This is a genomic window from Bradyrhizobium sp. AUGA SZCCT0176, from assembly GCF_018130145.1.
Taxonomy (GTDB): domain Bacteria; phylum Pseudomonadota; class Alphaproteobacteria; order Rhizobiales; family Xanthobacteraceae; genus Bradyrhizobium.
This window is the reverse complement of sequence record NZ_JAFCMB010000003.1, coordinates 130,785-157,335: the sequence shown is the minus strand read 5'-3', so window position 1 is coordinate 157,335 and position 26,551 is coordinate 130,785. Positions and strand designations below refer to the sequence as shown.

General features: G+C 62.2%; 28 protein-coding genes. 9 read left to right on the top strand and 19 right to left on the bottom strand.

The annotated features are described in order from the left end of the window. Positions 1-36 precede the first annotated feature (36 nt). The 5 genes from JQ600_RS09035 to xoxF5 form a co-directional block, all read right to left on the bottom strand. Complete coding sequence (locus JQ600_RS09035) at positions 37-4,872, bottom strand: NAD-glutamate dehydrogenase (protein WP_212390540.1); 4,836 nt, start codon at positions 4,870-4,872, stop codon at positions 37-39. 445 nt (positions 4,873-5,317) lie between these two features. Further along, on the bottom strand, positions 5,318-5,887 hold the full coding sequence (gene gfa, locus JQ600_RS09030; RefSeq protein WP_212390539.1) for an S-(hydroxymethyl)glutathione synthase: 570 nt from the start codon (positions 5,885-5,887) through the stop codon (positions 5,318-5,320). 35 nt (positions 5,888-5,922) lie between these two features. Next, positions 5,923-7,032, bottom strand: coding sequence for an S-(hydroxymethyl)glutathione dehydrogenase/class III alcohol dehydrogenase (locus tag JQ600_RS09025; RefSeq protein WP_212207741.1), 1,110 nt, complete (start codon positions 7,030-7,032; stop codon positions 5,923-5,925). A gap of 67 nt (positions 7,033-7,099) precedes the next feature. Further along, complete coding sequence (locus tag JQ600_RS09020; protein WP_211998883.1) at positions 7,100-7,588, bottom strand: c-type cytochrome, methanol metabolism-related; 489 nt, start codon at positions 7,586-7,588, stop codon at positions 7,100-7,102. 109 nt (positions 7,589-7,697) lie between these two features. After that, entirely contained in the window at positions 7,698-9,503 is a 1,806-nt protein-coding gene (gene xoxF5 / locus JQ600_RS09015; protein WP_212390538.1) for a lanthanide-dependent methanol dehydrogenase XoxF5, read from the bottom strand. 412 nt (positions 9,504-9,915) lie between these two features. Between xoxF5 and JQ600_RS09010 the strand changes: the two genes are divergently transcribed. Both JQ600_RS09010 and JQ600_RS09005 read left to right on the top strand, forming a co-directional pair. Beyond that, positions 9,916-10,884: a helix-turn-helix domain-containing protein gene (locus JQ600_RS09010; RefSeq protein WP_192736685.1), complete on the top strand. Its 969-nt coding sequence runs from the start codon at positions 9,916-9,918 to the stop codon at positions 10,882-10,884. A 163-nt stretch (positions 10,885-11,047) separates the two neighbouring features. Continuing rightward, complete coding sequence (locus JQ600_RS09005; protein WP_212390537.1) at positions 11,048-11,440, top strand: hypothetical protein; 393 nt, start codon at positions 11,048-11,050, stop codon at positions 11,438-11,440. Between the two features lie 8 nt (positions 11,441-11,448). Here the strand turns inward: JQ600_RS09005 and JQ600_RS09000 are convergent, their stop codons facing one another. Beyond that, positions 11,449-11,703 carry a hypothetical protein gene (locus JQ600_RS09000; RefSeq protein ID WP_249133150.1) on the bottom strand — a complete coding sequence of 85 codons (255 nt, stop codon included), beginning with the start codon at positions 11,701-11,703 and terminating at the stop codon, positions 11,449-11,451. A gap of 162 nt (positions 11,704-11,865) precedes the next feature. Between JQ600_RS09000 and JQ600_RS08995 the strand changes: the two genes are divergently transcribed. Beyond that, the gene (locus JQ600_RS08995; protein WP_212263383.1) at positions 11,866-12,210 is read left to right on the top strand and encodes a hypothetical protein; all 345 of its coding nucleotides are present in this window, start codon (positions 11,866-11,868) and stop codon (positions 12,208-12,210) included. A 111-nt stretch (positions 12,211-12,321) separates the two neighbouring features. On the opposite strand, the gene JQ600_RS08990 is transcribed toward JQ600_RS08995, so the two are convergent. From JQ600_RS08990 to JQ600_RS08980, 3 genes are read right to left on the bottom strand one after another with little or no spacing between them, the layout of a single operon-like run. Further along, complete coding sequence (locus JQ600_RS08990) at positions 12,322-12,933, bottom strand: hypothetical protein (RefSeq protein WP_212263384.1); 612 nt, start codon at positions 12,931-12,933, stop codon at positions 12,322-12,324. A gap of 2 nt (positions 12,934-12,935) precedes the next feature. Beyond that, positions 12,936-13,568 carry a hypothetical protein gene (locus JQ600_RS08985; protein WP_211998808.1) on the bottom strand — a complete coding sequence of 211 codons (633 nt, stop codon included), beginning with the start codon at positions 13,566-13,568 and terminating at the stop codon, positions 12,936-12,938. Continuing rightward, positions 13,565-14,335: a MotA/TolQ/ExbB proton channel family protein gene (locus JQ600_RS08980; RefSeq protein WP_212390536.1), complete on the bottom strand. Its 771-nt coding sequence runs from the start codon at positions 14,333-14,335 to the stop codon at positions 13,565-13,567. Before JQ600_RS08980 ends, JQ600_RS08985 begins: the two co-directional genes overlap by 4 nt. Positions 14,336-14,684: 349 nt before the next feature. Between JQ600_RS08980 and pqqA the strand changes: the two genes are divergently transcribed. From pqqA to JQ600_RS08965, 3 genes are all read left to right on the top strand, one after another. Then, positions 14,685-14,765 (top strand): pyrroloquinoline quinone precursor peptide PqqA, encoded by an 81-nt coding sequence (gene pqqA, locus JQ600_RS08975; protein ID WP_192736930.1) that lies wholly within the window; start codon positions 14,685-14,687, stop codon positions 14,763-14,765. Positions 14,766-15,164: 399 nt separating this feature from the next. Further along, the gene (locus JQ600_RS08970; RefSeq protein ID WP_212390535.1) at positions 15,165-16,031 is read left to right on the top strand and encodes a hypothetical protein; all 867 of its coding nucleotides are present in this window, start codon (positions 15,165-15,167) and stop codon (positions 16,029-16,031) included. Between the two features lie 122 nt (positions 16,032-16,153). Beyond that, on the top strand, positions 16,154-16,390 hold the full coding sequence (locus JQ600_RS08965; protein WP_212032699.1) for a hypothetical protein: 237 nt from the start codon (positions 16,154-16,156) through the stop codon (positions 16,388-16,390). A 27-nt stretch (positions 16,391-16,417) separates the two neighbouring features. Here JQ600_RS08965 and JQ600_RS08960 read toward each other — a convergent pair whose 3' ends face one another. From JQ600_RS08960 to JQ600_RS08945, 4 genes are all read right to left on the bottom strand, one after another. Continuing rightward, positions 16,418-16,768, bottom strand: a complete 351-nt coding sequence (locus tag JQ600_RS08960) for a hypothetical protein (protein ID WP_212390534.1) — start codon at positions 16,766-16,768, stop codon at positions 16,418-16,420. A gap of 111 nt (positions 16,769-16,879) precedes the next feature. Continuing rightward, the gene (locus tag JQ600_RS08955) at positions 16,880-17,605 is read right to left on the bottom strand and encodes an ABC transporter ATP-binding protein (protein WP_212390533.1); all 726 of its coding nucleotides are present in this window, start codon (positions 17,603-17,605) and stop codon (positions 16,880-16,882) included. After that, positions 17,595-18,332 carry an ABC transporter permease subunit gene (locus JQ600_RS08950; protein ID WP_212263389.1) on the bottom strand — a complete coding sequence of 246 codons (738 nt, stop codon included), beginning with the start codon at positions 18,330-18,332 and terminating at the stop codon, positions 17,595-17,597. Before JQ600_RS08950 ends, JQ600_RS08955 begins: the two co-directional genes overlap by 11 nt. Before the next feature lies 1 nt (position 18,333). Further along, a complete protein-coding gene (locus JQ600_RS08945) occupies positions 18,334-19,314 on the bottom strand; it encodes an ABC transporter substrate-binding protein (RefSeq protein ID WP_212390532.1) in 981 nt (326 codons plus the stop codon). 78 nt (positions 19,315-19,392) lie between these two features. On the opposite strand from JQ600_RS08945, the gene JQ600_RS08940 reads away from it, so the two are divergent. Beyond that, the gene (locus JQ600_RS08940) at positions 19,393-19,752 is read left to right on the top strand and encodes a hypothetical protein (RefSeq protein WP_212390531.1); all 360 of its coding nucleotides are present in this window, start codon (positions 19,393-19,395) and stop codon (positions 19,750-19,752) included. Positions 19,753-19,812: 60 nt separating this feature from the next. Here JQ600_RS08940 and JQ600_RS08935 read toward each other — a convergent pair whose 3' ends face one another. Both JQ600_RS08935 and JQ600_RS08930 read right to left on the bottom strand, forming a co-directional pair. Next, positions 19,813-20,658: a quinoprotein dehydrogenase-associated SoxYZ-like carrier gene (locus JQ600_RS08935; RefSeq protein WP_212390530.1), complete on the bottom strand. Its 846-nt coding sequence runs from the start codon at positions 20,656-20,658 to the stop codon at positions 19,813-19,815. Between the two features lie 58 nt (positions 20,659-20,716). Further along, a complete protein-coding gene (locus JQ600_RS08930; protein ID WP_212390529.1) occupies positions 20,717-21,643 on the bottom strand; it encodes a quinoprotein relay system zinc metallohydrolase 2 in 927 nt (308 codons plus the stop codon). A gap of 161 nt (positions 21,644-21,804) precedes the next feature. Between JQ600_RS08930 and JQ600_RS08925 the strand changes: the two genes are divergently transcribed. Continuing rightward, entirely contained in the window at positions 21,805-22,689 is an 885-nt protein-coding gene (locus JQ600_RS08925) for a substrate-binding domain-containing protein (RefSeq protein WP_212390563.1), read from the top strand. Then, entirely contained in the window at positions 22,686-23,255 is a 570-nt protein-coding gene (locus JQ600_RS08920; protein ID WP_212390528.1) for a PQQ-dependent catabolism-associated CXXCW motif protein, read from the top strand. The genes JQ600_RS08925 and JQ600_RS08920 overlap by 4 nt, the downstream gene beginning before the upstream one ends. Positions 23,256-23,315: 60 nt before the next feature. Here the strand turns inward: JQ600_RS08920 and JQ600_RS08915 are convergent, their stop codons facing one another. The 4 genes from JQ600_RS08915 to JQ600_RS08900 are packed head-to-tail and all read right to left on the bottom strand — an operon-like array spanning position 23,316 to position 26,534. Further along, on the bottom strand, positions 23,316-23,930 hold the full coding sequence (locus tag JQ600_RS08915; RefSeq protein WP_212263396.1) for a hypothetical protein: 615 nt from the start codon (positions 23,928-23,930) through the stop codon (positions 23,316-23,318). Beyond that, positions 23,927-24,775, bottom strand: coding sequence for an ABC transporter permease (locus tag JQ600_RS08910; protein ID WP_212263397.1), 849 nt, complete (start codon positions 24,773-24,775; stop codon positions 23,927-23,929). The genes JQ600_RS08915 and JQ600_RS08910 overlap by 4 nt, the downstream gene beginning before the upstream one ends. Next, positions 24,772-25,593, bottom strand: coding sequence for an ABC transporter ATP-binding protein (locus JQ600_RS08905; RefSeq protein ID WP_212390527.1), 822 nt, complete (start codon positions 25,591-25,593; stop codon positions 24,772-24,774). The genes JQ600_RS08910 and JQ600_RS08905 overlap by 4 nt, the downstream gene beginning before the upstream one ends. Then, positions 25,590-26,534, bottom strand: a complete 945-nt coding sequence (locus JQ600_RS08900) for a YVTN family beta-propeller repeat protein (protein WP_249135770.1) — start codon at positions 26,532-26,534, stop codon at positions 25,590-25,592. Before JQ600_RS08900 ends, JQ600_RS08905 begins: the two co-directional genes overlap by 4 nt. Positions 26,535-26,551 lie beyond the last annotated feature (17 nt).

Here is a 26,551-nt window from a genome sequence, read left to right as displayed (position 1 = left end):
TCTCATATCCCGAATCGCTCATCGTGAGCGCCTTACTCAGCCCTTCACCATATCCCCGAGCAGGTTCGCCGCCACCGTCAGCTTCGCGAGCGTCAGGCCGCTGGCCACAATCTCCTCGACCGAGCGGCGGATGCGCGTCGCTTCAGGGTGAGCCGCCAGCCAGTTCCCGGCTGCCTCCTGGCCGCATTGGCCGGTCGCCAGCATGTCCGCAGCCAGTCTTCTTTCGGCGGCTGCAATCTGGTCAATGGCGCGATCAATGGCGAGACGTTCGTAATTATCGTTGGCCGGGACGCTGCGTGCCGCGGCGATAAGGCGATCGAGACGGAAATTAGCCTCGGCGGCGAAGAAGGTAGCGGCGGCGTCGCCGATGGTCCGGCTGGTGCGCTCCGCTACCGTCACGATATCCGGTGCCGAGACCAAGGCGTCGAGATCGGCGATCTCGCCTGCGAGGTCGGCTGGGACGCCGGCATCGATCAGGTCCTGCCGTCGTTTACTGCGTCCGGCCTGCATGTCCTCCGGAAGGGTCTTGTCGAGTCCAGCGACGATCTCGCGGATGCTCGGGCCGAAGCGCGCGATGACCGGGTCCAGACCGGCCTTGAAATCGACGTTGCGCACATACCAGACCATTCGGGAGAGCAGGAGATCCTGAATCGCCGCGTAGAGGGTAAGTTGCAATTGCCCGTCGATGCGGGTGTCGAGCGCATCGATTGCGTCGTTCAGCCGCTTCAGACCGTAGGATTCATCCACCGCCACGAAGGCCATGACAATGGTCGACACCTCGGCGTCCGTCTCGTCGATCAGGCGCACGACACACGCCGGGCCGCCGCGATTGATGACGGCATTGGCGAGACTGGTGGCGATAATCTCCCGCCGAAGGCGATGCTGCTCCACTGCAGCGGGGAATTTGTCCTCAAGCTCGCGCGGGAAGTACTGAGACAATTCGCGGGCAAGATACGGATCGTCAGGCACGCTGGCGGCGAGCAGATCGTCGTAAAGCGTCAGCTTGGCGTAAGCGAGCAGCACGGCAAGTTCCGGCCGGGTCAGGGATTGGCCGCGCCGGGCGCGTTCGGCGATCGCCGCGTCGTCGGGCAGGAATTCCACGGCGCGGCTGAGAAGGCCGCGCTGCTCGAGCGACTGCATCAGGCGCGCGAGGAAGCCGGTCTCTGCCAAGCCCTTGCGTTCGGCCAGAGAAAGCGCCAGCGTCTGCAGATAATTGTTGCGTAGCACCAGGGCGCCGACCTCGTCGGTCATCGCCGCCAGCAGGGTGTTGCGGTCAGCCGCACTGAGGTGTCCCTCGCGCTCGGGGCGCGCCAGCGCGATCTTGATATTGACCTCGACGTCGGAGGTGTTCACGCCGGCCGAATTGTCGATCGCGTCGGTGTTGAGCTTGACGCCTTTCTGCGCGGCTTCGATGCGGCCGCGCTGGGTCACGCCAAGGTTGGCGCCCTCGCCGATCACCCGGGCGCGGATATCGGAGCCGGTGACGCGGATCGGATCGTTGGCGCGATCGCCGACCTGATCGTCGCTTTCCCCCGACGCGCGGATATAGCTGCCGATGCCGCCAAACCAGAGCAGGTCGACGCGCGCTTTCAGAATCGCCGTCATCACCTCGAACGGCGTGGCTAGCGGCTTGTCGAGATCAAGCAGGCTGCGCACTTCCGGAGCGAGCGCAATCGCCTTGAGAGAGCGCGAGAACACGCCGCCGCCTTGCGAGATCAGCCCCTTGTTGTAATCCTGCCAACTCGACCGCGGCAGGTTGAACATGCGCAGGCGTTCGGCGTGGCTGACGGCCGGGTCGGGCGAGGGATCGATGAAGATGTCGCGGTGATCGAAAGCCGCGACCAGCCTGGTCGCCGGCGAGAGCAGCATGCCATTGCCGAACACATCGCCGGACATGTCGCCTACGCCGGCGGCGGTGAACGGCATGGTCTGAATGTCGGTGCCGAGCTCGCGGAAGTGGCGCTTCACCGCCTCCCAGGCGCCGCGCGCCGTGATCCCCATCTTCTTGTGGTCATAGCCCTGGCTGCCACCGGAGGCGAAGGCATCGCCGAGCCAATGGTTCTTCTCGGTCGAGATCGCGTTGGCGATGTCGGAAAAGGTGGCGGTGCCCTTGTCGGCGGCGACGACGAGGTAGGGGTCGTCGCCGTCGTGCCTCACGGTGGAGTCGGGCGACACGATGACGTCGCCGTCGAAATTGTCGGTGAGTTCGAGCATGGAGCGAACGAAGATGCGATAGGCTTCGGTGCCTTCGGCCATGAAGGCGTCGCGATTGGCGGGTGGCGGCAGGCGTTTTGGCACGAACCCGCCCTTGGCGCCGACTGGCACGATCACGGCGTTCTTGACCTGCTGGGCCTTGACCAGGCCGAGGATCTCGGTGCGGAAGTCCTGCGGCCGGTCAGACCAGCGCAACCCGCCGCGTGCGACCTTGCCGAAGCGCAGATGAATGCCTTCGACACGCGGCGAATAGACGAAGATCTCGTAGAGCGGCCGCGGGGCCGGCAGGTCCTCGATCTTGCGCGCGTCGAACTTGAACGAGATCACCGGACGCGGATGTCCGTCCTGGCCGATCTGCCACAGATTGGTGCGGATGGTTGCCTGCACCAGATTCGTGAAGCGGCGCAGGATGCGGTCTTCGTCGAGCGAAGCGACGGATTGGAGTTGCTCCTCGATCTCGGTGAGGAGGGTCGCCTCACGTGCCGAGCGCTCGGCTTCGGTGGCGGCGAGGCGCGGATCGAGGCGGGCCTGGAACAGCGCGACCATGCTGGCGGTGATCGCGGTGTTCTTGCGCAAGGTCTCCCACATGTAGTCCTGGCTGAACGGCGCGCGGATCTGGTGCAGGTAGCGGGAGAGCGCGCGGATGGTTGAAACCTCGCGCCAGCTCAGGTCCGTACGCAGGATGAGGGCGTTGTATCCGTCGGATTCGGCCCGATCGCCGACCACCGCCATGATGGAGGCTTCCAGGCGATGGCCGAATTCCGAGCTGATCACGATCGGCTTGCCGTCGTTGGCCTCGATCGTCATGTCGTGCAGCCATACCGGCGCCGGCGCCGGCACGGCGCGAGGCACGATCTGATAGGTGCGCTCGTTGACGACGCGCAGGCCGTGGTGTTCGATCACCGGCACCCGGTACGACAGCGACAGGGGCGCGCCAAGCGAGAAGACCTTGAGACCGAAGCGCGTTGGATCGTCCTCGCCCTCGATGCGGTGGGCCGAAATCGCCACCGGTCGCGCCGGGGTGAGCTTTTCGATGGTGGCGATATCGGCAATCGCCTGCGAGGTGCCGAAGGCCTCGGTGTAGCCGCCAGTGAACGCCTGGGCGTAACGGTTGGCGAGCATGCGCGCTCGCATGCCGTCGGTGGAGGCGGCGAGCGCCGCCTTCAGCTTGTCGCCCCAGGTCGCGGCGATGGTGCTGATCTCGGCTTCCAGCGCAGCGCGCTCGACGACAGGTGTTTTGCCTTCATAGCGCCCGATGATGTAGTGGACGCGCGCAAGCGATCCCTCGGGGAAGGAAGCGTAGGAGGCCGCCAAGCGCCCCTTATAGACCTGCGCCAGGAAGTCCCCGACGCGCGTGCGCACATCGGTGTCGTATTTCTCGCGCGGAATGAAGGCGAGGATGGAGACGAAACGGTCGAACTTGTCGGCCCGTGTCAGCGCCCGCACGCGGGGACGCTCATAGAGCGTCAGGACTTCCATGACGAAATTGTAGAGCGTTGTGGCATCGAGCTGGAAGAGTTCGTCGCGTGGATACTCTTCGAGGATATGCAGGACCGCCTTGCCTGAATGACTGGCCGGGTCGAAGCCGGCGCGCTGCAACACCTGTTCGACCTTGTGGCGGACATAGGGGATCTGCCGCGCCGAGCGGGTATAGGCACCCGAGGTGAACAGGCCGACGAGGCGCAACTCGCCCTCGAGCCGCCCGTCGGGCGCATAGAGTTTGATGCCGACATAGTCCATGCGGACGCGCCGATGAACACGGCTGTTCACATTGGCCTTGACCACCATCAGGACGGTCGGCTCGCGCATGAATTCGCGGATTTCCGGCGTCATGACTACCATTTCGGCGCCGCGGCGAAGAACCTTCACATCGGGATCACGCAGGATGCCGAGGCCTTCGCCCGTGCTGATGTCGTCCGGCGCATCGGCGTCGGGCGAGAATCGATATTCGCGCAAGCCCAGGAAGGTGAAATTGTCGGCGCACAGCCATTGCAGGAACTGGTTGGCTTCGGCGACCTCGTCGATCGGCAGCGGCGGCGGATTGGAGCGGAAGGTCATGATCGCCTGCTCGACCCGGGCGCGCATGGCCCGCCAGTCGGCGACGCAGGCGCGCACGTCGTTAAGCGTCCTGGTCAGGCCCTCGATCAGCTTCTGGCGGTCGGCATCGGCGTCCAGGCGCGCGATGTGGAAATGAATCAGGCTTTCGCGTTCGCCCTTTGCTCCCTCGGGCAGCGCTTCGCCGTAGAAATGCACCAGCTTGCCTTGCTCGTTGCGCTCCACGGCGATGATCGGGTGGGCAACCAGCGTGACCTCGATGCCCCGCTCGGCGAGCTCCGCCATGGTGGAATCGAACAGGAAGGGCATGTTGTCGTTGAGAACTTCGAGCACGGAAATCTCGCGCCCGTCGGGCATCATCGGATTGACGACACGGATGTCGGCACGGCCCGTCGTGCGTTGCTGCACATGCTCCCAGGCCTGTTCCGCCAGGAAGGCCAGGGAGGCCGCATCGTAGTTGGCGAGGTCCTCAAGGTTGGTATGGCCGAACAGATGCTCGGCAAAGGATCGGGGCGCCTTGCCCGGCTGCACGTTGCCCGCGGCTTCGCGGATCAGGGTCGCCCGGGCCTTGTCGTCACGCCACGACGCCATAGGGTCCTCCATTTCTCTCGCCGTCTGACCGCAGCCGCGATCGTTCGCTGGATTCTGGAGTGCATCTCTTTGGGCGCATCGCTTTGGCCGGGATTGATCGCGTACGCGCAATCCTCGGACTCGGAGCCTCAGCAGCCCTTGATGATTATGCCATCAAATCTCGAGAAATGCATCTTCAGTATGCGTTTCAGCCGACTTCGAGAGGGCTTGACTTGCTGGCAGGTAGGTTATCGGAGGTCGAGAAAGGTCACCCGCCACGGCGCACTCGCGCAGCCTCGCTGGTACAGCTTACGAACGAGGAATTCATGCAGCAGAGGGGGTGTGGCGCTCCCCCGCTACCAAAAGCCTGCGATTTCCTGAGCCAAACTACGGTCTTCGGCGAGGCCGAATCTTGCGCGGCTGATCGCGGCTCCGCCGGTGGCAGTAAGCTCACCGGCGGTCGCAGACGATTGTGAGGTCAGGCCGCTTTGGGTTTCGATTTCGCCACGTGGGTAGCGATCGCATCCATCAGCGGCGGAGACAGGCAATCATAGGGCTCCAGCCCTAGCTCCGTGAGGCGGGATCTGATCCCCGACATGTCGGACGGAGCGACGCCGGCTTCGATCACGGACGATACAAACGCGGCAAACCCTGGTGCCGCCGAACCGGCTTCCTGGAATAGTTCGGGGTGGATGAAGTCGAGGCCGTAGAAGGGATGTCCCTTGTTCTCGATCCGGCCGTACATATGCGTGCCGCAGGCCTTGCAGGCGTGGCGTTGGATCGCCGCCGACGCATCGACGATTTGCAGCTTGTCGCCGTTTTCCAGCACCGACACATTCTCGCGTGGCACGACCGCCACCACCGAGAAGGTTGCCCCTGCCGGCTTCCAGCATTTGGTGCAGCCGCAGGCGTGGTTGTGGGCGACATCACCCTTGATGCCGACCTTGACCGCCTTGTCCGCGCACTTGCAGACAAGGGTGCCGCCGGCAAAGCTGCCCGATCCTTTCTTGACGCCGTTGTCGACCGATGGGTGGATGTGAACAGTCATGGGCCTATCCTCCTTATGTTTGACGTTCTTTGGCTTTAGAAAACGACGACCGAACGGATCGACTTGCCTTCGTGCATCAGATCGAAACCCTTGTTGATCTCCTCCAGCGTGAGAACGTGGGTGATCATCGGGTCGATCTCGATCTTTCCGTTCATGTACCAGTCAACGATCTTCGGGACATCGGTACGGCCGCGCGCGCCGCCGAACGCAGTACCTTTCCAAACCCGGCCGGTCACCAGCTGGAACGGCCGGGTCGCGATTTCCTTGCCGGATTCCGCCACCCCGATCACGACAGAGACGCCCCAGCCGCGATGGCACGCCTCCAGCGCCTGGCGCATCACGGTGGTGTTGCCGGTGCAGTCGAAGGTGTAGTCGGCGCCGCCGTCGGTGAGCGTGACCAAATGCGCAACGATGTCGCCGCCGACCTTGGTCGGGTTGACGAAATGGGTCATGCCGAAGCGGCGGCCCCATGCTTCCTTGCTGTCGTTGATGTCGACCCCGATGATCTTGTCGGCGCCGACCATTTTGGCGCCCTGAATCACGTTGAGCCCGATTCCGCCAAGTCCGAACACCACCACATTGGCGCCCGGCGTGACCTTGGCGGTGTTGACCACCGCGCCGACCCCGGTCGTCACGCCGCAGCCGATGTAGCAGCTCTTGTCGAACGGGGCGTCTTCGCGGATCTTCGCCAGTGCAATTTCCGGCAGCACGGTAAAGTTCGAAAACGTCGAGCAGCCCATGTAGTGGAAGACGGGCTTGCCCTTGTAGCTGAACCGCGACGTGCCGTCGGGCATCACGCCCTTGCCCTGCGTGGCGCGTATCGAGGTGCAGAGGTTGGTTTTGCCGCTCAGGCAGCTTTTGCACTGGCGGCATTCGGGTGTGTAAAGCGGGATCACATGGTCGCCCGGCTTCAGTGACGTGACACCCGCGCCGACCTCGCGAACGATGCCGGCGCCCTCATGGCCGAGGATCGAAGGAAAGATTCCCTCGCTGTCGAAACCGTCAAGCGTGTAGGCGTCGGTGTGGCAAATCCCGGTCGCCTTGATCTCGACAAGGACCTCACCAGCCTTCGGCCCGTCGAGGTCGACCTCGACGATTTCCAGCGGCTTTTTTGCTTCGAAAGCCACAGCAGCGCGCGTCTTCATTCTCAACTCCACTTTTCGTCTTGAGGGCGCTGCAAGGACACCTGTCCCCCGCGCTCACTCCGGATGATCATTTCTTGCCCATGCAGGAATTCTCCGCCTCGGTGTAGGCGTCAGGCTTGTCTTCCTTCTTGGCAGGACGCACGCGTCCGACCGCGTTATTGGCGCGGGCGCGCAGATAGATGTAGAGGTCGTCCATGTAGCAGGCGACGTTCGGATTATCGCCGAGCGCCGGCATCACGTTCTCCTGCGACGAACTCACGTTCTTGCGGCCGCTCGCGACAACGCCGACGAAGTCTCCGTAGCTCATGGTCTTGACCGAATCCGTGAGGGCGGGGGCGTAGGTCGATCCCATCCCGTCGGGGCCATGGCAGACATGGCATTCCGAGTGATAGCGGCGGTATCCGGAGTAGGTGTACCAATCCACCGTGCCGTCAGGGGCGACCTTGAAGGTCGGGGTGCCTTCCTTGTCGAAGTACTTTCCGTCCTCGGACTTGACGGCAGTCGGATCGACCGCGTCTGCAGCGAGAGTAATTCCGCCAGATACCACGAAGATCATCGCGGCACCCACAAACCAGATTGTACGCAAGAGCTTGTCCTCGGGATTTGTTGGGAAGTGCTCCGGCGCATGGAGCCAGTCCATGCGCCGGAAGGGTAGATCGTTCAGTTTATTGCGGCAGGGCGAATACGGTCAGTGATCCGCCAAGCGCCGTGTAGTTGCTAAGCGCAGCGTAGCCGCCGACCGCGCCGAGACCATCGGTCGGATCGGTCAGACCGGCCGCAAGGCCGATGCCTGCCCAGCCACCGACGCCGGACAGAATTGCGACATACTGCCGGCCGCCCTGCTCATAGGTCGTGACGTTGCCGATGATGCCGGACGGGGTCCTGAACTTGTAGAGTTCCTTGCCCGTCTTGGCATCGACCGCCTTGAGGTAACCTTCGAGCGTTCCGTAGAACACCACGCCGCCGGCGGTGGCGAGCGCACCGGACCACACCGAGAACTGCTCCTTGTTCGACCACACGATCTTGCCGGTCTTGTTGTCCCAGGCAATGAAGTTGCCCATGTGGGATTCGCCGGGGGGCGGGTACATCGAGAGCGTCGCCCCGACATAGGGCTGGCCTGCGGTGTAGCTCACCTTGAACGGCTCATAGTCCATGCAGACGTGGTTGGTCGGCACATAGAACAGCTGGGTGTCCGGCGAGTAGGCTGCCGGCTGCTCGTCCTTGGTACCGAGCGCGGCCGGGCAGATGCCCTTGGTATTCTTGTCCTCGCCGGTCTGTTCTGTCGAATATTGACTGACGACCTTGGGACGACCGTAGGTCGGCGAGCTCTTGTTCATGTCGACGCCGGTGGTCCAGTTGACCTTCGGGTCGTACTTCTCGGCCACCAGCAATTCACCGTTGACGCGGTCGAGCGTATAGGCGAGCCCGTTCCGGTCGAAATGGGTGAGAAGCTTGCGCTCCGCGCCATTGAACTGCTGATCGCTCAGGATCATTTCGTTGACGCCGTCATAGTCCCATTCATCATGGGGCGTCATCTGGTAGACCCAGCGGGCCATCCCGGTATCGGCATTGCGCGCAAAAATGGTCATTGACCACTTGTTGTCGCCCGGGCGCTGCTTCGGGTTCCAGGTCGAGGGATTTCCCGAGCCGTAGTAGACCATGTTGAGCGCGGGGTCATAGGACAGCCAGCCCCATGTGCAGCCGCCGCCGATCTTCCACTGATCACCTTGCCAGGTCTTGATGCTCGAGTCCTTGCCGATCGGCTTGCCGAGATCGGTCGTCTTCTCGGGGTCGACCAAGAGCTGATCATCCGGCCCTTCGGAGAACGCCCGCCACACCTGCTTGCCTGACTTGAGATCGTAGGCGGTGACGTGACACTGCACGCCGAACTCGCCGCCGGAGATGCCAACCAGGACCTTGTCCTTGATGACGAGCGGTGCGGAAGTGCCGGTTGCGCCCTTGCCGGGATCGCCGTTCTTCACCGACCACTCAAGTTTACCGGTCTTGGCGTCGAGAGCGACCAGCGTGGTGTCGGCCTGGTGCAGGAAGATCTTGCCGTCGCCGTAGGCCACGCCACGGTTTACGGTGTCGCAGCACATCACCGGAATGACGTTCGGATCCTGCTTCGGCTCGTACTTCCAGACGATCTGTTGGTCCTTGGATAGGTCAAGGGCATAGACCTTGTTTGGGAACGGCGTGTGGACATACATCATGTTGCCGATGATGAGCGGTCCGCCTTCGTGGCCACGCAGCACGCCGGTCGAGAAGGTCCAGGCGACCTGGAGCTTGCCGACATTGGCTGCCGTGATCTGGTTGAGTTTCGAGTAGCGTGTATTGGCGTAGTCGCCTGCCGGCATCACCCAATCCTTCGGGTTCTGCGACATTTTGATCAATTCCTCGTTGGCTACGGCGCTGCCCACAGCGAACGCCGCCATGGAACCAAGACAAGTTGCAAATAGCAGTCTGCGCATTGCGTCCTCCCACTGATGAAGCCCAGGTACCGCCGAGGTGGCGGTCCACTTTTTCGATTTTGTCCCGTATCTTTATCCCGTTCGGGAATGGGAAACTTGCCCAAGAGGGAAGGGCATTTGCTCCAAAGCGAACCTCGGCGAGATTTCTGTTTTCCTGCCGATCGCCTGGGGCGTTGCCACACATAAGGCAGTGGTTTTGACCGCCGCTGTGCGGCGCACTACGACGGATGTCGCACGATCGAGGCGAACCTTCCCCTTGACGGCGCAGAAACTAAGTCGGAGGATTGTCAAGTGGATGCCGGGACATACGTTGCTTAGGCAACAACGACCGTTCTAAATTGAGGTAAATCAAACTTCACCGTGACCGAGTCTCCCGCGGCAACAGTTACGTTTCTCGAATCGGTGGCTGGAAATGGTTGATACGCTCCACTCGCTTACCACTTCGGGATTGTCGCCGAAGAAGCAGATCCAGTGCTGGTCGGATGCGCTGACGGATCTTTGCGGCCAATTTGACATAGATCCGCTGAAGGCTTCGTCGCTCGAAGCGCGTGTCAACTATACGACGGTCTCAAAGCTGAAGCTCTGTCAGATCGAGGTCAGCCAGCATCGCATCGCGCACACCGTGTCCCGTTCAAAAGCCAGCGAGCATCCCTACGTCAAGATATTGTTTCAGACGCATGGCGTTTCCTATTTCGAGCAGGAGGGCCGGCGTATCGATCTGATGCCCGGCGATTGTCTTGCCTACGATGTATCCTGTCCGCATACGATCGTCAGCCCGGCGCTGACGCGGCACGAAGTCGTCATCGTGCCGAAGGCGCTGCTGCAGGAGCGCGGCTTCCATACGGCGCGGATGTCGGCGTGCAAGCTCTCAGCGCGCACAGGCACCGGCCGGATCGCCTATGACTTCGTTCATGCCGCATTTGACCAGGCTGCGAGACTGTCGCCGAACAACGCGGTCGTCGTCGCCGATTCGCTGATCGATCTGTTGCTGTTGCCGCTGCGCGAGGCGGACGCGAGTTTCGATCGCGGTGGCCCCGAGGCGATGTATATTCGCGCTCAGGCCTTCATCCGCGAACATCTGCGCGACCCTGATCTCTGCATCGATCAGATCTCCGCGGCGCTGGGCTGCACCAAGCGTTATCTGCACATGCTGTTCAGCGACCGGGGCATGACCGTCAGCGACTATATCTGGCAGGCACGGTTGCAGAACTGCCGCCATGAACTGGAGACGCACGGCGGCAAGACCGTCACGGATGTCGCATTCTCATGGGGCTTTTCGAGTTCGTCCCACTTCAGCCGGGTCTTCCGCAGGTATTTCGGCATTGTTCCGTCTTCGATCCAGAAGGCGCAGCACAGCAGCCCGGCTCCAGACGCTTCCTGAGTTCCTCAACTCTCCTGATCTGAACCCGATCCGTAGATCGAAGCTCCGATAGCGCAGCGGCTCGTCGCCCAGTCGGAGCCTTGCTTGGCCCGGTTCCATACGGGCTTTTGGCGGCACGAACATTGCTTTGATCATCCCGCCGGAGAACACAGGAGCGGGACGGATGAAGCGAATCATCCTTTTTCTCGGAATTTTCGGTTGTTCCGTTACAGCGCTCGGCGCGCGCGACCTTGGTCAATGGGAAAACGCGGATCCTGCGATCCGGCAGTGGTACCAATCGCTGATGCAGCCCGACGCTCCCAGCGCATCGTGCTGCGGCGAAGCTGACGCCTACTGGGCCGATGAAATCCACGTCCGGGATGGCAAGACCTACGTGCGCATCACCGATGACCGGCCGGATGAACCGCTCGGCCGGCCCCACGTCAAGAACGGAACGGAAATCGAAATCCCGCACTACAAGCTCAAATGGGACCAGTCGAATCCCACGGGTCACGGCATCGTTTTCATGAACCGCAACGGTCACGTGTTCTGTTACGTCCAGCCCGGCGGCGTATGAGCGCTTGATCAGCCCATAGGAACATGCGGACAGATGCTTGACCGCTTCTGGGACCCACGCTTGTCGATAGGCACATTGCAATCGTCGATCCGCTGCTCGTCCATCCATTTCCTGCCGAGCCGTTCCTTGCCGGTCAGCGTTGCAGGCGGGTTTGCCGAGCCCGGTGCCGGCTGCTTGAGTTGCGAGTTGTCCTGGGCGTCGACCGCTGGCACGAGGCAAATCGCGAGGAGGGCTCCGAGCGTTCCGCAGATCAATGGTCGCATGTGATTAGCCTCGCAAATTGTAGACACTGATATCGGAAACATGAGGTGTGCCCGATTAAACAACAGCGAGATTCGACCCGCCACCCGGAACCCGTGGCCTCCGAGCCGGTTGCTCCTCCGTCCTGACGTGCTGGGGCGCGCGGCAGGTCCAAGGAGGATTAGATGAACACGAAACGACTCATTCTCGCGGCTTGCTCGATCGCTGTTTTGAGCATCGGCACCGCATTGGCAGCCCCCTGCGACACCACCGGTCGCGCCGCAAATCTGAAGGACGCGGGTTCCGGACCCGCATCGGTTGGCACCGGCCAGACCACCGGCATGGCTTCCGATGCCAAGGAACACGCGCCAACCAGCACGATGAATCGTGCAGCCAGCGATGTCGCAGCGTCTTCGCAGGATACGCAAAAGCAGATGCAAGGTCAGCCGACGGCGGCGCAGCAGGCCCAAGGCGCCAAGTCTGATCAGCACAAGTCTGATCAGCAAATGGCCGAAAAGGCTTGCGATTAGGCCAGCTGTAATTAAGCCGGGACCGCCGATCATGATCGGCCGCGGCTAGCCGCGACAGAACAGAGGTGTTCGGCGTGCTCACTGACCGGCACGCCGCCGCGTCGATCAGCTTCAGGGCCCGTCCTTGGGTGGAAGAATCGGAGCGGGTAGCGGCGCGAATTCGATGTTGCCGGCTTCACCGGTCAGGAACGATAGATCGAGCGGACCGCCGCTCATCGGATCGCCGCCCGGTGCAGCCGTCGGGCGAAGTGTCGAGACATCGGAGGGTCCCTCAGGCGCGGGTTGTCCATTGCCGGATCCGTAATCGGCCGCGCGTCCGCCCTGCGGATGGCCTTTCATGATCTCGTCGCGCGCCGCGGTCACCTTGTGCGCGAGTGCCGCGGAATAGGGCAGGCGATGGGCCCGCGGCTGACCGCTCGGAAGATTGGCGGCATCGAGTTCCTCGACCCAGATATGCACCGCGCCGGGATCGCGATCGAGCGGGTTCGGCTCGACGACCCGCGCCCACAACAACTGGAACTGCGACGGCAGCGGTGCGGGCGCCGACCAGCCGGCCAGGCCTTCGATGCGGAAGAACGCCACGCAGTAGTAGACGCTGGTGACAAGCACGGCCGCGGCCTTGAGCTGCCAGGATACGCGGGCGCGCAGCACAAATATCAGCAACAACGCCGCCAGCAGCGCGTAGGCGATCGACAGACCCAGGATTTCCTTCTGCAATTCCATGGTCAGCCACTCTTGCTGAGCCGGTTGCGCAGCGTCTGCAGCAGCGACTTTTCGTGATGGTTGACGTCGACGATGCCGCCGCTGGCGTCGATCGAAAAGCGGACGGCGGTGCGTTCGGTGCCCGCGCTTTGCATCACCATCTTGTCGTAGTGGACGACCTGAACCGTCGGATTGAGCTTCTCGACCTTCACCGAGACCGGCACGGGTTCGCGGCCCATCGCGATAAAATGGTAGATATTCACGGTGTATTCGCCGGCGACGATGCCGCGGATGCTGACCGTCTCCTGGCGGATCGGCGACAGGACCTTGCGGCCATTGACCAGAATGAAATCGTTGGCGCCACCACGATCGTCGCGGTCGAGCAGCATGAATCCAGCCTCGCGCCGCCGATACCAGACCATATTGCCAAGCGGGTCCTGGACGAACATGTCGAAGTCATCAGGATGCTGGTCGGGCCAGGCCATCGTGACGAGGAATTCCGCCTTGCTGTCGATCTTGCCATCCTTTGCCTCGGGCGCGATGGCCAGCAATGCGACGAAGAACAGGAAGGCGAGGACCTGTAACGCCTTGAACAGCATGACCGCGAACGGATCGAACGGCTCCTCCTGCGGCATGAGGTCATATTCGTCGATCATTCCGCCGCCTCGGGTCGATTCTCCAGGATCGAAACCACGCGGACTTCCGTCAGCCCGACGGCGAAGGCAAACAGCTTCGCGGTCGCATCGTCGAGCATGTAGTACTGGATCCTGACGAGGATGGAACCGACGAGACCGGCGAGCGTCGTGTACATGGCAACCGCCATGCCGTCGCTCATCAGATTCATCGAAGACCTGACCGTGCTGCGGTCGCTGGGATCTAACCCTGCAATTGGCGCCAGCATCATGATGAAGCCGATGATCGTGCCGAGCAGGCCCAGCTTCATCAGCGTGTCGCTGGCGAAGGCGCCAAACTGGTTGGAGCCGCGGAGCCGGCTGGCCAGCCCGCGCAGCAGCAGCGTCTGATCGAGCTTCCGGGATCCCTGCAGGCGTGCCTTGACGGCAAGGTCGCGAATGTGAGCCGCGACCAGACCGGTTGGAAGCTGGCCGGCGCCTTCGACGACGACGGCGTCGCCGTCAAGATCAAAGCGACCCGATCCAGACGCGATCAATGCGCCGGTGCGGCGCGCCGCATCGCCCTCGCGTGCGATCACGATCGTGCGCCACAGGCAGTGTAGCGACGTCGCAAAATAGAGCAGAGCGATGATCGGCGAAAGATAGGTACGATCGCCAGCGACCATCTGCCGAACGAGGCCGAAGCGCCACAAAAGAAAGAACGCAAAAATCCACAGCCCGGTGAAGACCAGCCATCGCAACAGAGGCCCGCGGTCACCAAAAGAATCAAGATCGCCACTCGCCGTTGGCATCCGGACACCTCGACCCAAGAACCTGGACCCAAGAACCTCGACCCAAGAGAACGCCAACCTTCCACATGTCGCATGGGCAGGCAAACCGAATTCGTCAAATGTCGATTCAAGCTTCCGTTGGGCACAAGGTCTTTCACGGCCCGTGCGCTATTGCGCTCATGCCGCGAGACGATCCGGTGTTTCGCATTTGCCCAAGAGGGAAGTAACTTTGTCCGAGAGAGAAATTTCGAGCGTAAGTGCGGCAATCCAGCGTTGTGCGGTCGATGTTCCGTACTTGCGCTGCGTCCGGGGCCGCCCTAGGTTCTGCCCCGGCGTGAACGTCGCGCCAAACTAGTTGGGAGGACCCCGAATGACTTGGAAGACTCCGAAAATCGTCGAAGTGTCGGTGGGCATGGAAATCAACATGTACGCCTGCGCATCGCGCAAATAGACTGCATCGAAACGTTCTGCCCGGCTCTGGCTGCACTCTGCTGCTACGAGCCGCGGCAGGCGTCCGGTTCAAGATCCAGTCCGGCTCGAGATTGAGTCCTGCTCGAGATTTAGTCCGGCTCAGTATTTCAGAGCATCGCCTCGCGAAATCACGCAGCCCCCAAACTTCCCTTCATTGACCGGCTTGTGTCGAAGGCTCGAAGCCGTCTGCCTTCTGGCAGAAGAAGCTTTGCCATTCGAGTTTCCCTCATTGGCGCCCTCGCGTCGGCACCCGCTGCCATGGTCCGGAATTCAGGGATTTCGGATTCCGATTCCTTGGCCGCCGCCCTCTGCGCCATGCTAGGGTGCCGGCAGTGAGACCTCGTTTCATTCCCGTCGTTTTCATTCCTGTGGCTTGTGGATGCCAATTCGTTCGAACACCTGCCGGGCGGTACTCGTCTGTCTCTCCGTGCTGCTTCCGGGTGGTGTTTGCGCGGAGGGGATTGATACCGAGCATCTGTTCGGCTTCATGATCGGCACGGATATCGGCAGCGTCGGCGAGCGCGAGCTGCAGAGCGAGACCACCGGACGATTTTCCAAGAATGGCGGAAAGTATCGCGCGATCGGCCAGGAATTCGAATTGGAATTCGTGCCTGCCAAAAATGTTCGGGTGGAGTTGGGAACCAGCTTTGCGTCCCATTACATCCGCGGCGTTCCAGGTCTGGAGGATCGGCGCCAGTTGTCGTGGGAAGGCGTGTCGGTGGACCTGCGCTACCGGTTTCTCGATCGGGACGCGGCCCCATTTGGCTTTACCGTCGCGGTAGAAAGCCACGCCAGCCGCATTGACGAGACTACGGCGGCGGCGGTGCGAAGCTACGGGGGCGGACTGACGCTGGCGTTCGACCGCGAGATAGTTCCGAACGTCGCCGTCGCTGCACTCAATCTGATCTACCAGCCGGAATGGACGCGCGTTGTCGGCACCGGAGCCGCAGACCAGGAATCAACCTTCGGCGCTGCGCTCGCCTTGATGGTGCAAACACGTCCGGGTTTCTTTCTCGGCGGTGAAGCACGCTACCTGCGGCAATATGAAGGGATCGGGTTGCAGGAACTCGCAGGCCAGGCACTGTTTGTCGGGCCCACGGCCTATTTTCAATTGTCGCCGCGCTCACGATTGACCGCGGCCTGGAGCGTTCAGGCATGGGGACGTCCGGCCGGATCGAATGCGGCGCTCGATCTCGTCAACTTCGAACGCCATCACGCGCGGCTGATTTTCGGCGTTAACTTTTGAGCCTGTGCGGCTGACACGAGGTCGCCGGGTACCGGATTTTGGCGGTGTGGTGAAACTTTTCGCTGCCTGTTACGTAGCTGTTTGTGTTATCTATTCAACGCACTAGCTCTGGGATCTCGGGCATGAATGCGATCGATTTGGTACTGACAGTGTGTGCCGTGCTGTCGCCGGCCACCTGCGAGGAGAGGCACCTTGTGTTTTCCTCGGATGTTTCCCCGCGGCAATGCGTCATGGCTGCGCAGCCCTATATCGCGCAATGGGTCGGCGAGCATCCGAAATGGACCGCGGTGAAGTGGCGTTGCGAATATCCGCGCCCCAACGACCGGGCGGATAAGGGCGAAGCTGCGCCCGCAGGCTGAAGCCATCTTGTCAGGGCGTCGCAAGGTCTACTTGTTGCAGTCCTTTAAATCCTTGTCGGCAATCGAAAATACGGCATCCGCCTTGATTTCGATATCTCTCACCAGACATTGCCTTGCGTCGGGATAGCTCACCTTGGCATCGTAGCGTCCGGGCTCCACGCCCGTGATGCGCAGGCGTTCGTCGTGATCGACCTCCTTGTCCTTGTCATTCAGGGTCAGGTTAGGTCCCCAGGTGTCCTTCCCGGCCGGCGACAGCTGGAAACCCGATATCGTCGAGGTGGTCAGGTTCCAGAGCCGGATGCCCTTGCCCTTGCTCTGCGCGGCGAGTTCGCCGGCGCCCGCCGACAACAGCACGACCAAGGCCAGTATCCATCGCATTATCAGATCCTCCCGCGGCAACCTCAAGCTCTTCCTACCTTATCAGACGTTTCCGGTTTTTCGCCGTCTCGAAATTTTGGTGCCTTCAATCTCGCTGAGATCAAGCACCTATCAGGCATCCCGCTCGGTGAGACCACCGTTGATCAGCCGCATGATGTCGGACTTGATCGCAGCGATCTCGGCGTCGTCCCGTGCGCGACGGGGCGTGCGGATGGGTAGCTCGGCAACAACCCGAGCCGGTCGCGGCGACAGCAGGAACAGGCGGTCGCCGAGACGAGCCGCATCGTCCACGTCATGGGTCACCAGCAGCGTCATCACGGAACGGCCGTCGACCAGCATGGCAATCTGATCGCGCAGACGGACGGCGAGCGCGTCATCGAGCGAGGCCAGCGGTTCGTCGAGAATCAGGAAATCCGGCTCGATGGCGAATGCGCGGGCGAGCGCGACGCGCCGGGCAAGGCCGAGTGATAATTCGCCGGGAAAATGCTTGCGATGTGCGCCCAATTCCAGAATTTCGAACAGCGCTGATAGCTTCGCCTCGTCGGCCAGAGGTGCGACAAGCCGCACGTTTTCCTCGACCGATCGCCATGGCAGCAGCCGAGGTTCCTGGAACACGACGCCGATCCGTGCGCCGGCGGGACGCACGACGCGCCCTTGAAAGTCGTGGTCAAGGCCGGCGAGAATCCTCAGCATGGTGCTCTTGCCGCAGCCGGATGGACCGACGAACACGCCAACCTCTCCTGCATCGAGCGCAAAGGCCACGCCGGCGATCACGTCGTGCTGTTCGCCCGCCGCGTTCCTGAACTTCTTGCTGGCGATATCAACCTCAAGCCGCACGGGGGCGCCACCGGGATAGCCGGGCCTCAAATGGCTGCACCAACACGGTTTCGATGACGAGCACGACAGCCGCGAAGCTCAGTGAATAGGCCAGCAAAAGCGGGATGTCGAACAATTGGAACGCCACGCCAATCTCGAAGCCAACGCCGTTCGGGCGTCCAAGCAACTCCGCAACAAGGACGATCTTCCAGACCAGGGAAAGTCCCGATCGCGCAGCGGCTGCGATATAGGGCGCCAGTTGCGGCAAGATGACGTGCCGGAACGTCCTTCCGCGCGGCAACGCAAATACTGTCGCCATTTCGTCGAGCGCCGCGTCGAGCGCCCGCGCGCCCTCACGCAGCGTAACGACGGCGGTCGGCAGCTTGTTGATGGCAATTGCCGCAATTGCGGCGACTTCGGTCAATCCGGCCCAGATGTAGGCGAGCACGATGACCACGAGCGCCGGCAGATTGAGCAGCAGGATCAGCCAGGGGTCACCCAGCCGATCGGCAAGCCGCACCCGGCCCATCAGGTAGCCGATGGCGGCACCCAGCGTCATCGCCAGGGTGAAGGCGAGCGCCACGCGCGCCAATGTCACGCCGAGGTTGAGGAACAAGGCGCCCGACTTCGCTTCCGCAAGCATGGCCGCGAGCACGGTGGGCGGAGGCGGCAGCTTCGCATCGCCGGCGAGCAGCGAGGCGATCCACCAGGTTGCGAAAAACACGGCGAATGAAAACAGACGCGGCACCTCAGTCTCCCGGGATCGCGTGATAGAAGGTGCCGGAAGCGAGTTCTGGCGCCGCCCCGACAAGTTCGCGGCCACCGATCCCAGCCAGCACGCGGTAGAGGATGCGCGCGTCGGCTTCCTCGTCGGCGATCGGGCGACGTGGAATTCCCTCCCGGTAGCGATCGCGATAGACGCGGAGCGTTGCGGTGTCGGGGGCGCCGGTCAGCGGCGCAATTTTCTCCCACTCGGCATCCGAGGTCGACAGGATCTCTTTCGCCATGCGGGTCATGGCGATAAAGCGGGCCACCGTGTCCTGGTTGGCGTTCGCCCATGCTTCGTCGAAGACGTAGCCGATCATCGCGGTGCGGCCGGTGGCGCCAAGTTTCGGCAGCAGATCCTCAACGCCGGCGACGCGGCGGAAGCCTTTCGCTTCCAGCACGGCGCAGAAATTCCAGTAGTTCATGGTGGCATCCATTTCCCCGCTGAGCGTCTTTGCCGTCAGCAGCGGCGGCGCGCCGTAAGCAATGGTCGCCTCCGACTTCAGGTCGATGCCGCCCTGTTTCAGCCACGCTTGCAACAGCAGCCAGTTCTTGTCGATCGGGCCGCCGGCAACGGCGAGCTTGCGGCCCTTGAGGTCGGCCAAGGTCTGGATCGGCGACGCGGCCGGTACCATGACGGCGCCGAGCGCGCTCGAATAGGGATAGAATGTCAGCTTGGCGCCAAGTGTGCGTTCGCGCGATACCCACAGCCAGTCGGAGACGATGATGTCGGCGTTGCCGGCGCGAAGCGCGATCTTGCCCGCCTCCGGGCTCGCGAGCTCAACGACTCCCACCGAGAGATTGGCCTGTTTGTCCAGACCATGGGCGCGGATCACAGCAAGTTCCCAGGCAAATGTTCCGGTTTTTTGCACCGCAACCCGCACGGTCTCGGCGCTGTGGCATGTACCGACCTGCGCAAGGGCCAAAATAACCGCAGCCAGCAGCATGCGAATGCAAATTGTCATGGTGAGCCGTTTCCGCGCGCATCTTTTCTTGAGGACTGTCATAGCATAGCTTCCACGCTTCGTAGCGGGAGGAAGATCATGACAGCTGTCGGATCGGTACGACGTATTGTCGCCGCGTTGTCAGCGTTGACGGCGATGGCAACGATGGCGCGGGCCGAAGTGATCAACGACTATCCGACGTCGGCGCGCGCCGAATACGTCTTTGGTTGTCTCAAGGCGAATGGCGAGACGCGGCAGGCGATCGAACAATGCTCCTGCTCGATCGATATCATCGCGTCGATCGTACCCTATGAGCGCTATGTCTCGGCTGAAACCGTCCTGAGCATGGCGCAGGTCAGGGGCAATCTGGGCGGGCAGTTCCGCACGTCAGAGCAGGCGGCGAACGCGCTCAATGATCTCAGGCGCGCACAGGCCGAAGCGGAAGTGCGATGTTTCTAGAAGTACGATGTTTCTAGACGTCGTCGCGATGTGCTGGCGGTATTGCCCCGCCGCGTTGCGTCAGATCCCGGAATCGTCGACCTTCCATTCCTTCTGGAATACGTGGCCTTTGGTATCCCTGGCTTCGGCACGGAAGCGCGTCGCGCCGTTCGAAACATAGGTAAAGCGGATGTTAGGATCTTCCGAGATCGAGATTCCGCCTTCCATCGCCAGCACCAGACTATCGTCCTGCCACAGCCGCAACTGGTCGACGAAGAAGGCCGGGATGTAGAGCTGGGTCACCTGATCCATCTGAAGGCCGGAATGGCTGGGATGACCGATCATGATCTGCGCCTCGCGGGTGCCGCTGGTGGGTCCCTGGCCAGATCCTTGACCAGCACGCGCGAATTGCCGGTATCGCATCTGCCCAAGGCGGCTCTTGGCTTCGTCGGCGACCTTGGTGGCCGGTGCGGAGCAGCCGCCGGAGGCCTTCACATAAGTCTTCGTCATATAGAGCTTGCCGTCGCTCAGTTCGGCCACGGCATGAACATCGGTGTAGTTGTTGACGCGCACGCGCGTCGAGATTTCCGTCACATTGGCGTCCGGCCCCAGTTCGAACTTTGCCGCCATCGGCGCCGGATTCTGGTCGATCACCAGCGTGATTCTCAACACGCGGCGGCTGTCGCCAGGCGGGAGCTTGGTGCGCAGGGTGACGGGAACGATCGCTGCATCCTCGGCGCGGTACGGCATCTCGATGGCGATCACGTCTGCGCCGTCGTTCATCGGGCGGTTGTTGAAGATGTCCTGTACCAGTCCGGGCCACGGATCGTTAGCCTCGGGCGTTGCCGCAGGCGCAATGCGCGCGCCGACGAGCATGACGCTCAGGAGGCTGGCGATGCAGAGCAGGTGGAAACGACGTCCGGGCATGGCGGCACCCCTTCGCTGGGATGGAACGTAGCGTCGCCAGTATACGTCATCGGGCGGGCTATTCCCATTCAATTTCCGAAAATGCGGTTGTTGCATTGCGTGCATTGTAGTCGTCGAACAGTTGCCATCGCGGTCGCTCGCTGGCCGCGGCGGTGTCGGCGGCGACCGTGATCGGAGCGCCACGGGCGATAAGCTTGCGGACATCGGCCGCCAGCGTTTCGAGGTAACGGCGTTGGTCGGCGAGGGCGCCCGGCCATTCGCTCACAGGTCCGTGACCGGGAATCACGCGTTGCGCGGGAAGCGTGCCGAGTTCGTCGGTCACGGCGAGCCATCCGCGAATACTGCCGTCCAGCACCGGAATGTGGCCAAGGAACACCAGATCGCCCGCGAACAGGGTTTTGGTTTGCTCGTCGAGCACAGTAACGTCGTTGTCGCTGTGCGCCGCCGGCCACGACTTCAAGGTCAGGATTCGCGAGCCGAGGTCGAGCTTGACCGTGCCATCGACAAGGAGCGTGGGCGGTATCATGCGCACCCCATCCATGGACTTCTCGCCCATGATCCGGCGAAATGCGTCTAGATAGAATTGTCCGCGCGCCGCCAGCGCGCGCGGCAGGTTCCGATGACCGACGAACTCGGTTCCATCGCCTGCGAATGCGGCGCCGCCAAAGACATGGTCCGGATGGCCGTGTGTGTAGATGACGTAGCGGATCGGTTTGTCGGTTCGCGCACGGATCGCCGCAAGCAGCCGTTGACCCTCGCGAACGCTGCCCCCGGTGTCGATGACCGCCACCGCGCTCTCGCCGATGATAAATCCGATGTTGGCGGTCGCGCCTTCGTTCTCGCCCGTCATCAGCGCGGTCTGGCCCTGGTGCGCGAATATTCCGGGAGCGACTTCGCTCACAGGCAATTCTTGCGCCTTCGCCTGCGCTAGGGTCGACGTCGCGAAAACCACGAGCAAGGCAAGAACCGAAACGCCATGAGCCATGTTTCTGCCTCAGTCTCGTCCGGAAGCGATCTCGGGTTTCGTCGAGCTGGTTTGCGTCGCAGCATGCAACGCAAATCCAGCACGGGGATATTCCTGTTGCACGCTCTGGCACGCTGAGCAATTGATGGATAGCGGGCGTTCGATCAAGAAGGGAATGCATGATGACAGATTGGGGACAACGCCGCCGCTTGCTGGTCTCGCTGCTGGCGATCACAGCAGTATTCGCCGGCCGCGATATCGCCGGAGCGCAGACCAACGACAGCACCGACCTGTCCATCGAGCTCATCGATCCCAAGGTGCTGCGGGTTTGCGCCGACCCGCGCAATTTGCCGTTCTCGAACGACAAGGGCGAGGGAATCGAAAACAAGCTCGGTGAGCTGTTCGCCGAAAAGCTGCAGAAAAAGCTGGACTATGCTTACTACCCGCAGGCGGCCGGCTTTGTCCGGATGACGCTTGCCGCTCATCGTTGCGACGTCATCATGGGCTATCCGCAAGGCGACGACCTGGTGCAGGGCACCAATCCCTACTACCGGACCGCCTACGCGCTGGTGGTCAGGCAAGGCAGCGGCCTTGACGAGGTCGCGACACTGGGTGACGCGCGCCTCAAGGGCAAGCATATCGGCATTGTTGCCGGCACGCCGCCCGCCACCAACATGACAGCAAATGGTTTGATGGCGGAAGCCAAGTCCTATCCACTGATGGTCGATACGCGGATCGATTCATCGGCAGAAGTCATGATCAAGGATCTGACGTCGGGAAAGATCGACGCCGCCATTCTGTGGGGACCGCTCGCTGGCTTTTACGCCGGGAAGGCAAACCCGCCGCTTCACGTCACGCCGCTCGTCAAGGAAACCACGGGGCCTCGGCTCGTCTATCGCATCGGCATGGGCGTCCGGCCGGCCGACCAGAACTGGAAGCGGATGCTCAACCGTCTGATCCAGGAGAACCAGCCGGCCATCAACAGGATACTGCTCGACTTCGGCGTTCCCTTGCTCGACGAGAATGACCGGCCGATCGGCGCAGAGACGGCGAAGAAGTCACCGTGATACGAACGCTGGCGTGCGCGGTCGTTGCTACCTTTGTCCTCGCAGCCAACGTTCTCGCGCAGCAGAATGTGCCGGAGCCGGACGGATATCGCACGGATAATTATCGCGCGGCTGTTCCAGCGACCCTCGCCGGCGTACGCGTCCTTACGACGGCAGAGGCCGAAGCGATCTGGCGCGCCGGCAGCGGTGTGTTTATCGACGTGCTGCCGCGTGCGCCGAAGCCGCCAAATCTTCCCGCCGGCACGGTCTGGCGTGACAAGCCGCGGCCCAACATCCCCGGCAGCATCTGGTTGCCCGATACGGGGTACGGCAAACTGGCAGAGCCAACCGAGGCCTATCTGCGGCGCGGGCTAGAGCGGGTGTCTCATGGCAACAAGGCCGCGTTGCTTGTGATCTACTGTCAGGAGAATTGCTGGATGTCGTGGAACGCGGCGAAGCGGGTCCTGTCCTACGGCTATCCCAATGTGGCCTGGTACCCGGACGGAACCGAAGGTTGGGAGCGCGCCAGCCTGCCGGTCGCCGAAGCGACGCCTGAGCCCAGAACCGATGAGGAAGGGGGCAGATGAAGGGCCTGACGCAAAATTGCGAAAACAACCCCATGCAAAGTAGAATGGGCGGCGCGTTCGTTACTCGATCTCCTGCTGAATCATGCGGCCGAGCGCGAACAACCGCTGGTCGATCGCGGTGGGCACCTCGCAGACGAATTTGACCACGCGCTGCCGGTCCTCAAAGATCCGGGTTTGCCAGACCATTTGATTGCTGAGTTCGTCGATCTTGGGCTGATCGGGCGGGGACGCACCCTGCAGGGCATGCAGGGCGGACACGTCGGACCGGATCTTGTCGGCGGCCTCGCGCTGCTTGCGGGTGATCCGTTCCAATCCGTTCATGACCGACGCGCGCTGCGCGTTGAGGCTGTCGAACAGTCCGGCGAACAGCAGCTTGCCTGTCGTGGCCTTGTCGGTCGCCGGGCTGCCAAGAAATTCCGTGATCAGTTTCTGGGCGTCGTCAAGGGAAGTCCGTCTTGCGGCCAGCCTCGACACCAGCGGGCTCACCTTGGCATCGTCCTTCCATTTGTCCTTGACGTCGTCGAGCGGCGGACCGGCCCACACCGCGGTGAGCGAGATTTCCGGGACTTTGGCCTGGGTGCACGGCCAGTCCGGATAGCGCGGATCGGCGGCCAAGCCGGCCTTGGTCGATGCCGCGACAAGGAAGAGCGTCCCGATTGCGATCTGCCATCTCATGCTTCGCCTCCGGCGGGCCCGCGGCGAACCAGGCCGCGCGATGGGTCATAGGCGTATATCGCACCGATCATGAAAGCCGTTGTGCAGCAAACCACGACGGCCAGTGAAATCCAGTTCATCTGTCCGTACAGCGCAAAGCGTATCAGTTCGACGGCATGGGTAAATGGATTGAACAGGCAGACATAGTAGAGCAAGGGGCTTCCCTCCTGCACCCGCCACAGCGGGTAGAGCGCGGACGAAGCGAAGAACATCGGAAAAATCACGAAGTTCATCACACCGGCAAAGTTCTCGAGCTGCTTGATGCCGGAGGAGATCAGCATGCCGAGCGCGCCGAGCATCAAGCCCGAAACGATCAGCGCCGGCAGCACCGTGAGATAGCCGATCGGCGGCGGCGCGATATCCCAGAACCACGCGATCAGGAGGAAGGCGTAGACCTGGAGCAATGACACTGCGGTTCCCGCAACCAATTTGCAGAACAAGAGATACCAGCGCGGCAACGGGCTCACCAGGAGAGTGCGCATATTGCCCATCTCGCGGTCGTAGACCATCGAGAGCGACGACTGCATGCCGTTGAACAGCTGGATCATCGCCATCAATCCCGGCGCGATATAGACCTCATAGAGAATGTAGGTTTCGTATGGCGGGATGATGGAGATGCCGAGGACCTGACGAAAGCCGGCGGCGAAGATGAACAGCCACACCAGCGGCCTGACCAGCGCCGAAACGAAACGTTCGCGCTGGTGCACGAAGCGCAGCGCCTCGCGCCACACGATGCCGTTCAGGCAGGTGACATATTGCGCGAGCGAGAAGCCGCTGTGGTGTCGGCTGACGGTCGTGGAGCTCATGACGCGGGGCTCCCGGAATCCACCGCAGCGCCGGTCAAGCGCATGAATGCGGAATTGATGTCACGGGCTCCGGCGTCGGCGATGATATCCTCGACCGGGCCATGCGCAAGGACCCGGCCTTGATGCAGGACCACGAGGTCGTCGCCGGGCACGATCTCGTCGAACAGATGGGTGGCCCATAGCACGCCGATATCCTGCTCGATAACGAGCTGCCGGACGTGGCCCAGAATGTCGGCGCGGGCCTTGACGTCGAGCCCGACGGTCGCCTCGTCAAGCAACAGCAAGCGCGGGCGATGCAGCAAGGCGCGTGCGATTTCCAGCCGTCGCATCTGGCCGCCCGAGAGGTCGCGAACCTTGCTGCCGGCACGGTCGGCAAGGGCGATGCGCGTCAGCACTTCGTCGCTGCGCAGCCGTGCCTCGCGCTTGGCGATGCCATGCAGGGCGGCGTGATAGAGCAGGTTTTGCGTCACCGAGAGGTCGAGATCGAGCGTCCGTGACTGGAATACCACGCCGAGCAGCCGCAGCGCTTCGCCTGGCGCACGGCTGATGTCGTGGCCGAAAATGCCGATGCGTCCAGCCTGAGTTCCGAACAGCCGCGTGATCAGCGCGAACAACGTGCTCTTGCCGGCGCCATTGAGGCCAAGCAGCGCCGTGAAGCTTGCCGGTGCAACCGCGAAGCTGACGTCGATCAAAGCGCGCCTTGTGCCGTAAGAATGGCTGATGCCTTCGATCGACAATGCGGGAGTAGCCGCTGGATCGTCCCGGGGACGGGGGTCCGGCAAGACGGGTCCTGTGCTGTGTGCGTCGATTGCTGTCATGGCTGAGCAAACGTAATCCCCCAGGGCAGCTCGCCGACCTGGATTGTCTTGATCACTTTTTGCGCCGGCACGTCGATGACAGAGACGTCGTTGGATACGCCGTTGGTCACCAGCAGATATTTTTCGTCCGGCGTGAAGGCCATGTGCCAGACCCGTTGACCGACCAGAAGATACTTCGTGACCTTGTGCGTGGTGGCATCGACGACGGCAACGCGGTTGGCGGGGCCGAGCGCAATGAAGCCGGTCTTGCCGTCCTTGGTGATGGCGATGCCGACGGGCTGGATCGCTTCGCGCCGCAGGCCGGGAATGTTGAACTCGATCTTGCCGGTGATGGTGCGCTTGGCGGGGTCGAGGATGGAAACGGTGCCGCCGATCTCCGACGACACCCACAGTTCGGAGCTGTCGCGCTTGAACTCGGCATAGCGCGGCCGCGCATCGACCAGCACGTTGGCGACGATCTCGCGCGTGGCGGTGTCGATGAAATGCGCCATGTTGGTGGTCTCTGAAGTATTGATCAGGATCTTGCCGTCCGGGCTGAGGGCCATGCCTTCCGGCTCGACGCCGACCTGGATGTCACCCAGGCGGACGCGCTTTTCCAGGTCGATGATGGTCACCGTGTTGTCGTTCTCGTTGGCGACATAGAGGAGTTTGCCGGCGGCATCCTGGGTGAACAGTTCCGGATCGGGACCGGAGGGCAGGCTGTCCACCACCTGATGGGTCGCGGTATCGATCACTTCGATCTTGTCGTCATCGCCGACCGCGACCATCACGAATTTGCCGTTCTTCGTGAATTCGATACCGCGCGGGCGCTGACCGACCTTGATGGTATGGGTGACGGCCCATTTGTCGGTATCGATCACCGATACGGTGTTGCTTTTCTCATTCGATACATAGGCGACGAAGGCCAAAGCGGGGCTGGTGGCCGCGAGCCACACTGCCATTCCGGAAAGCAGACACC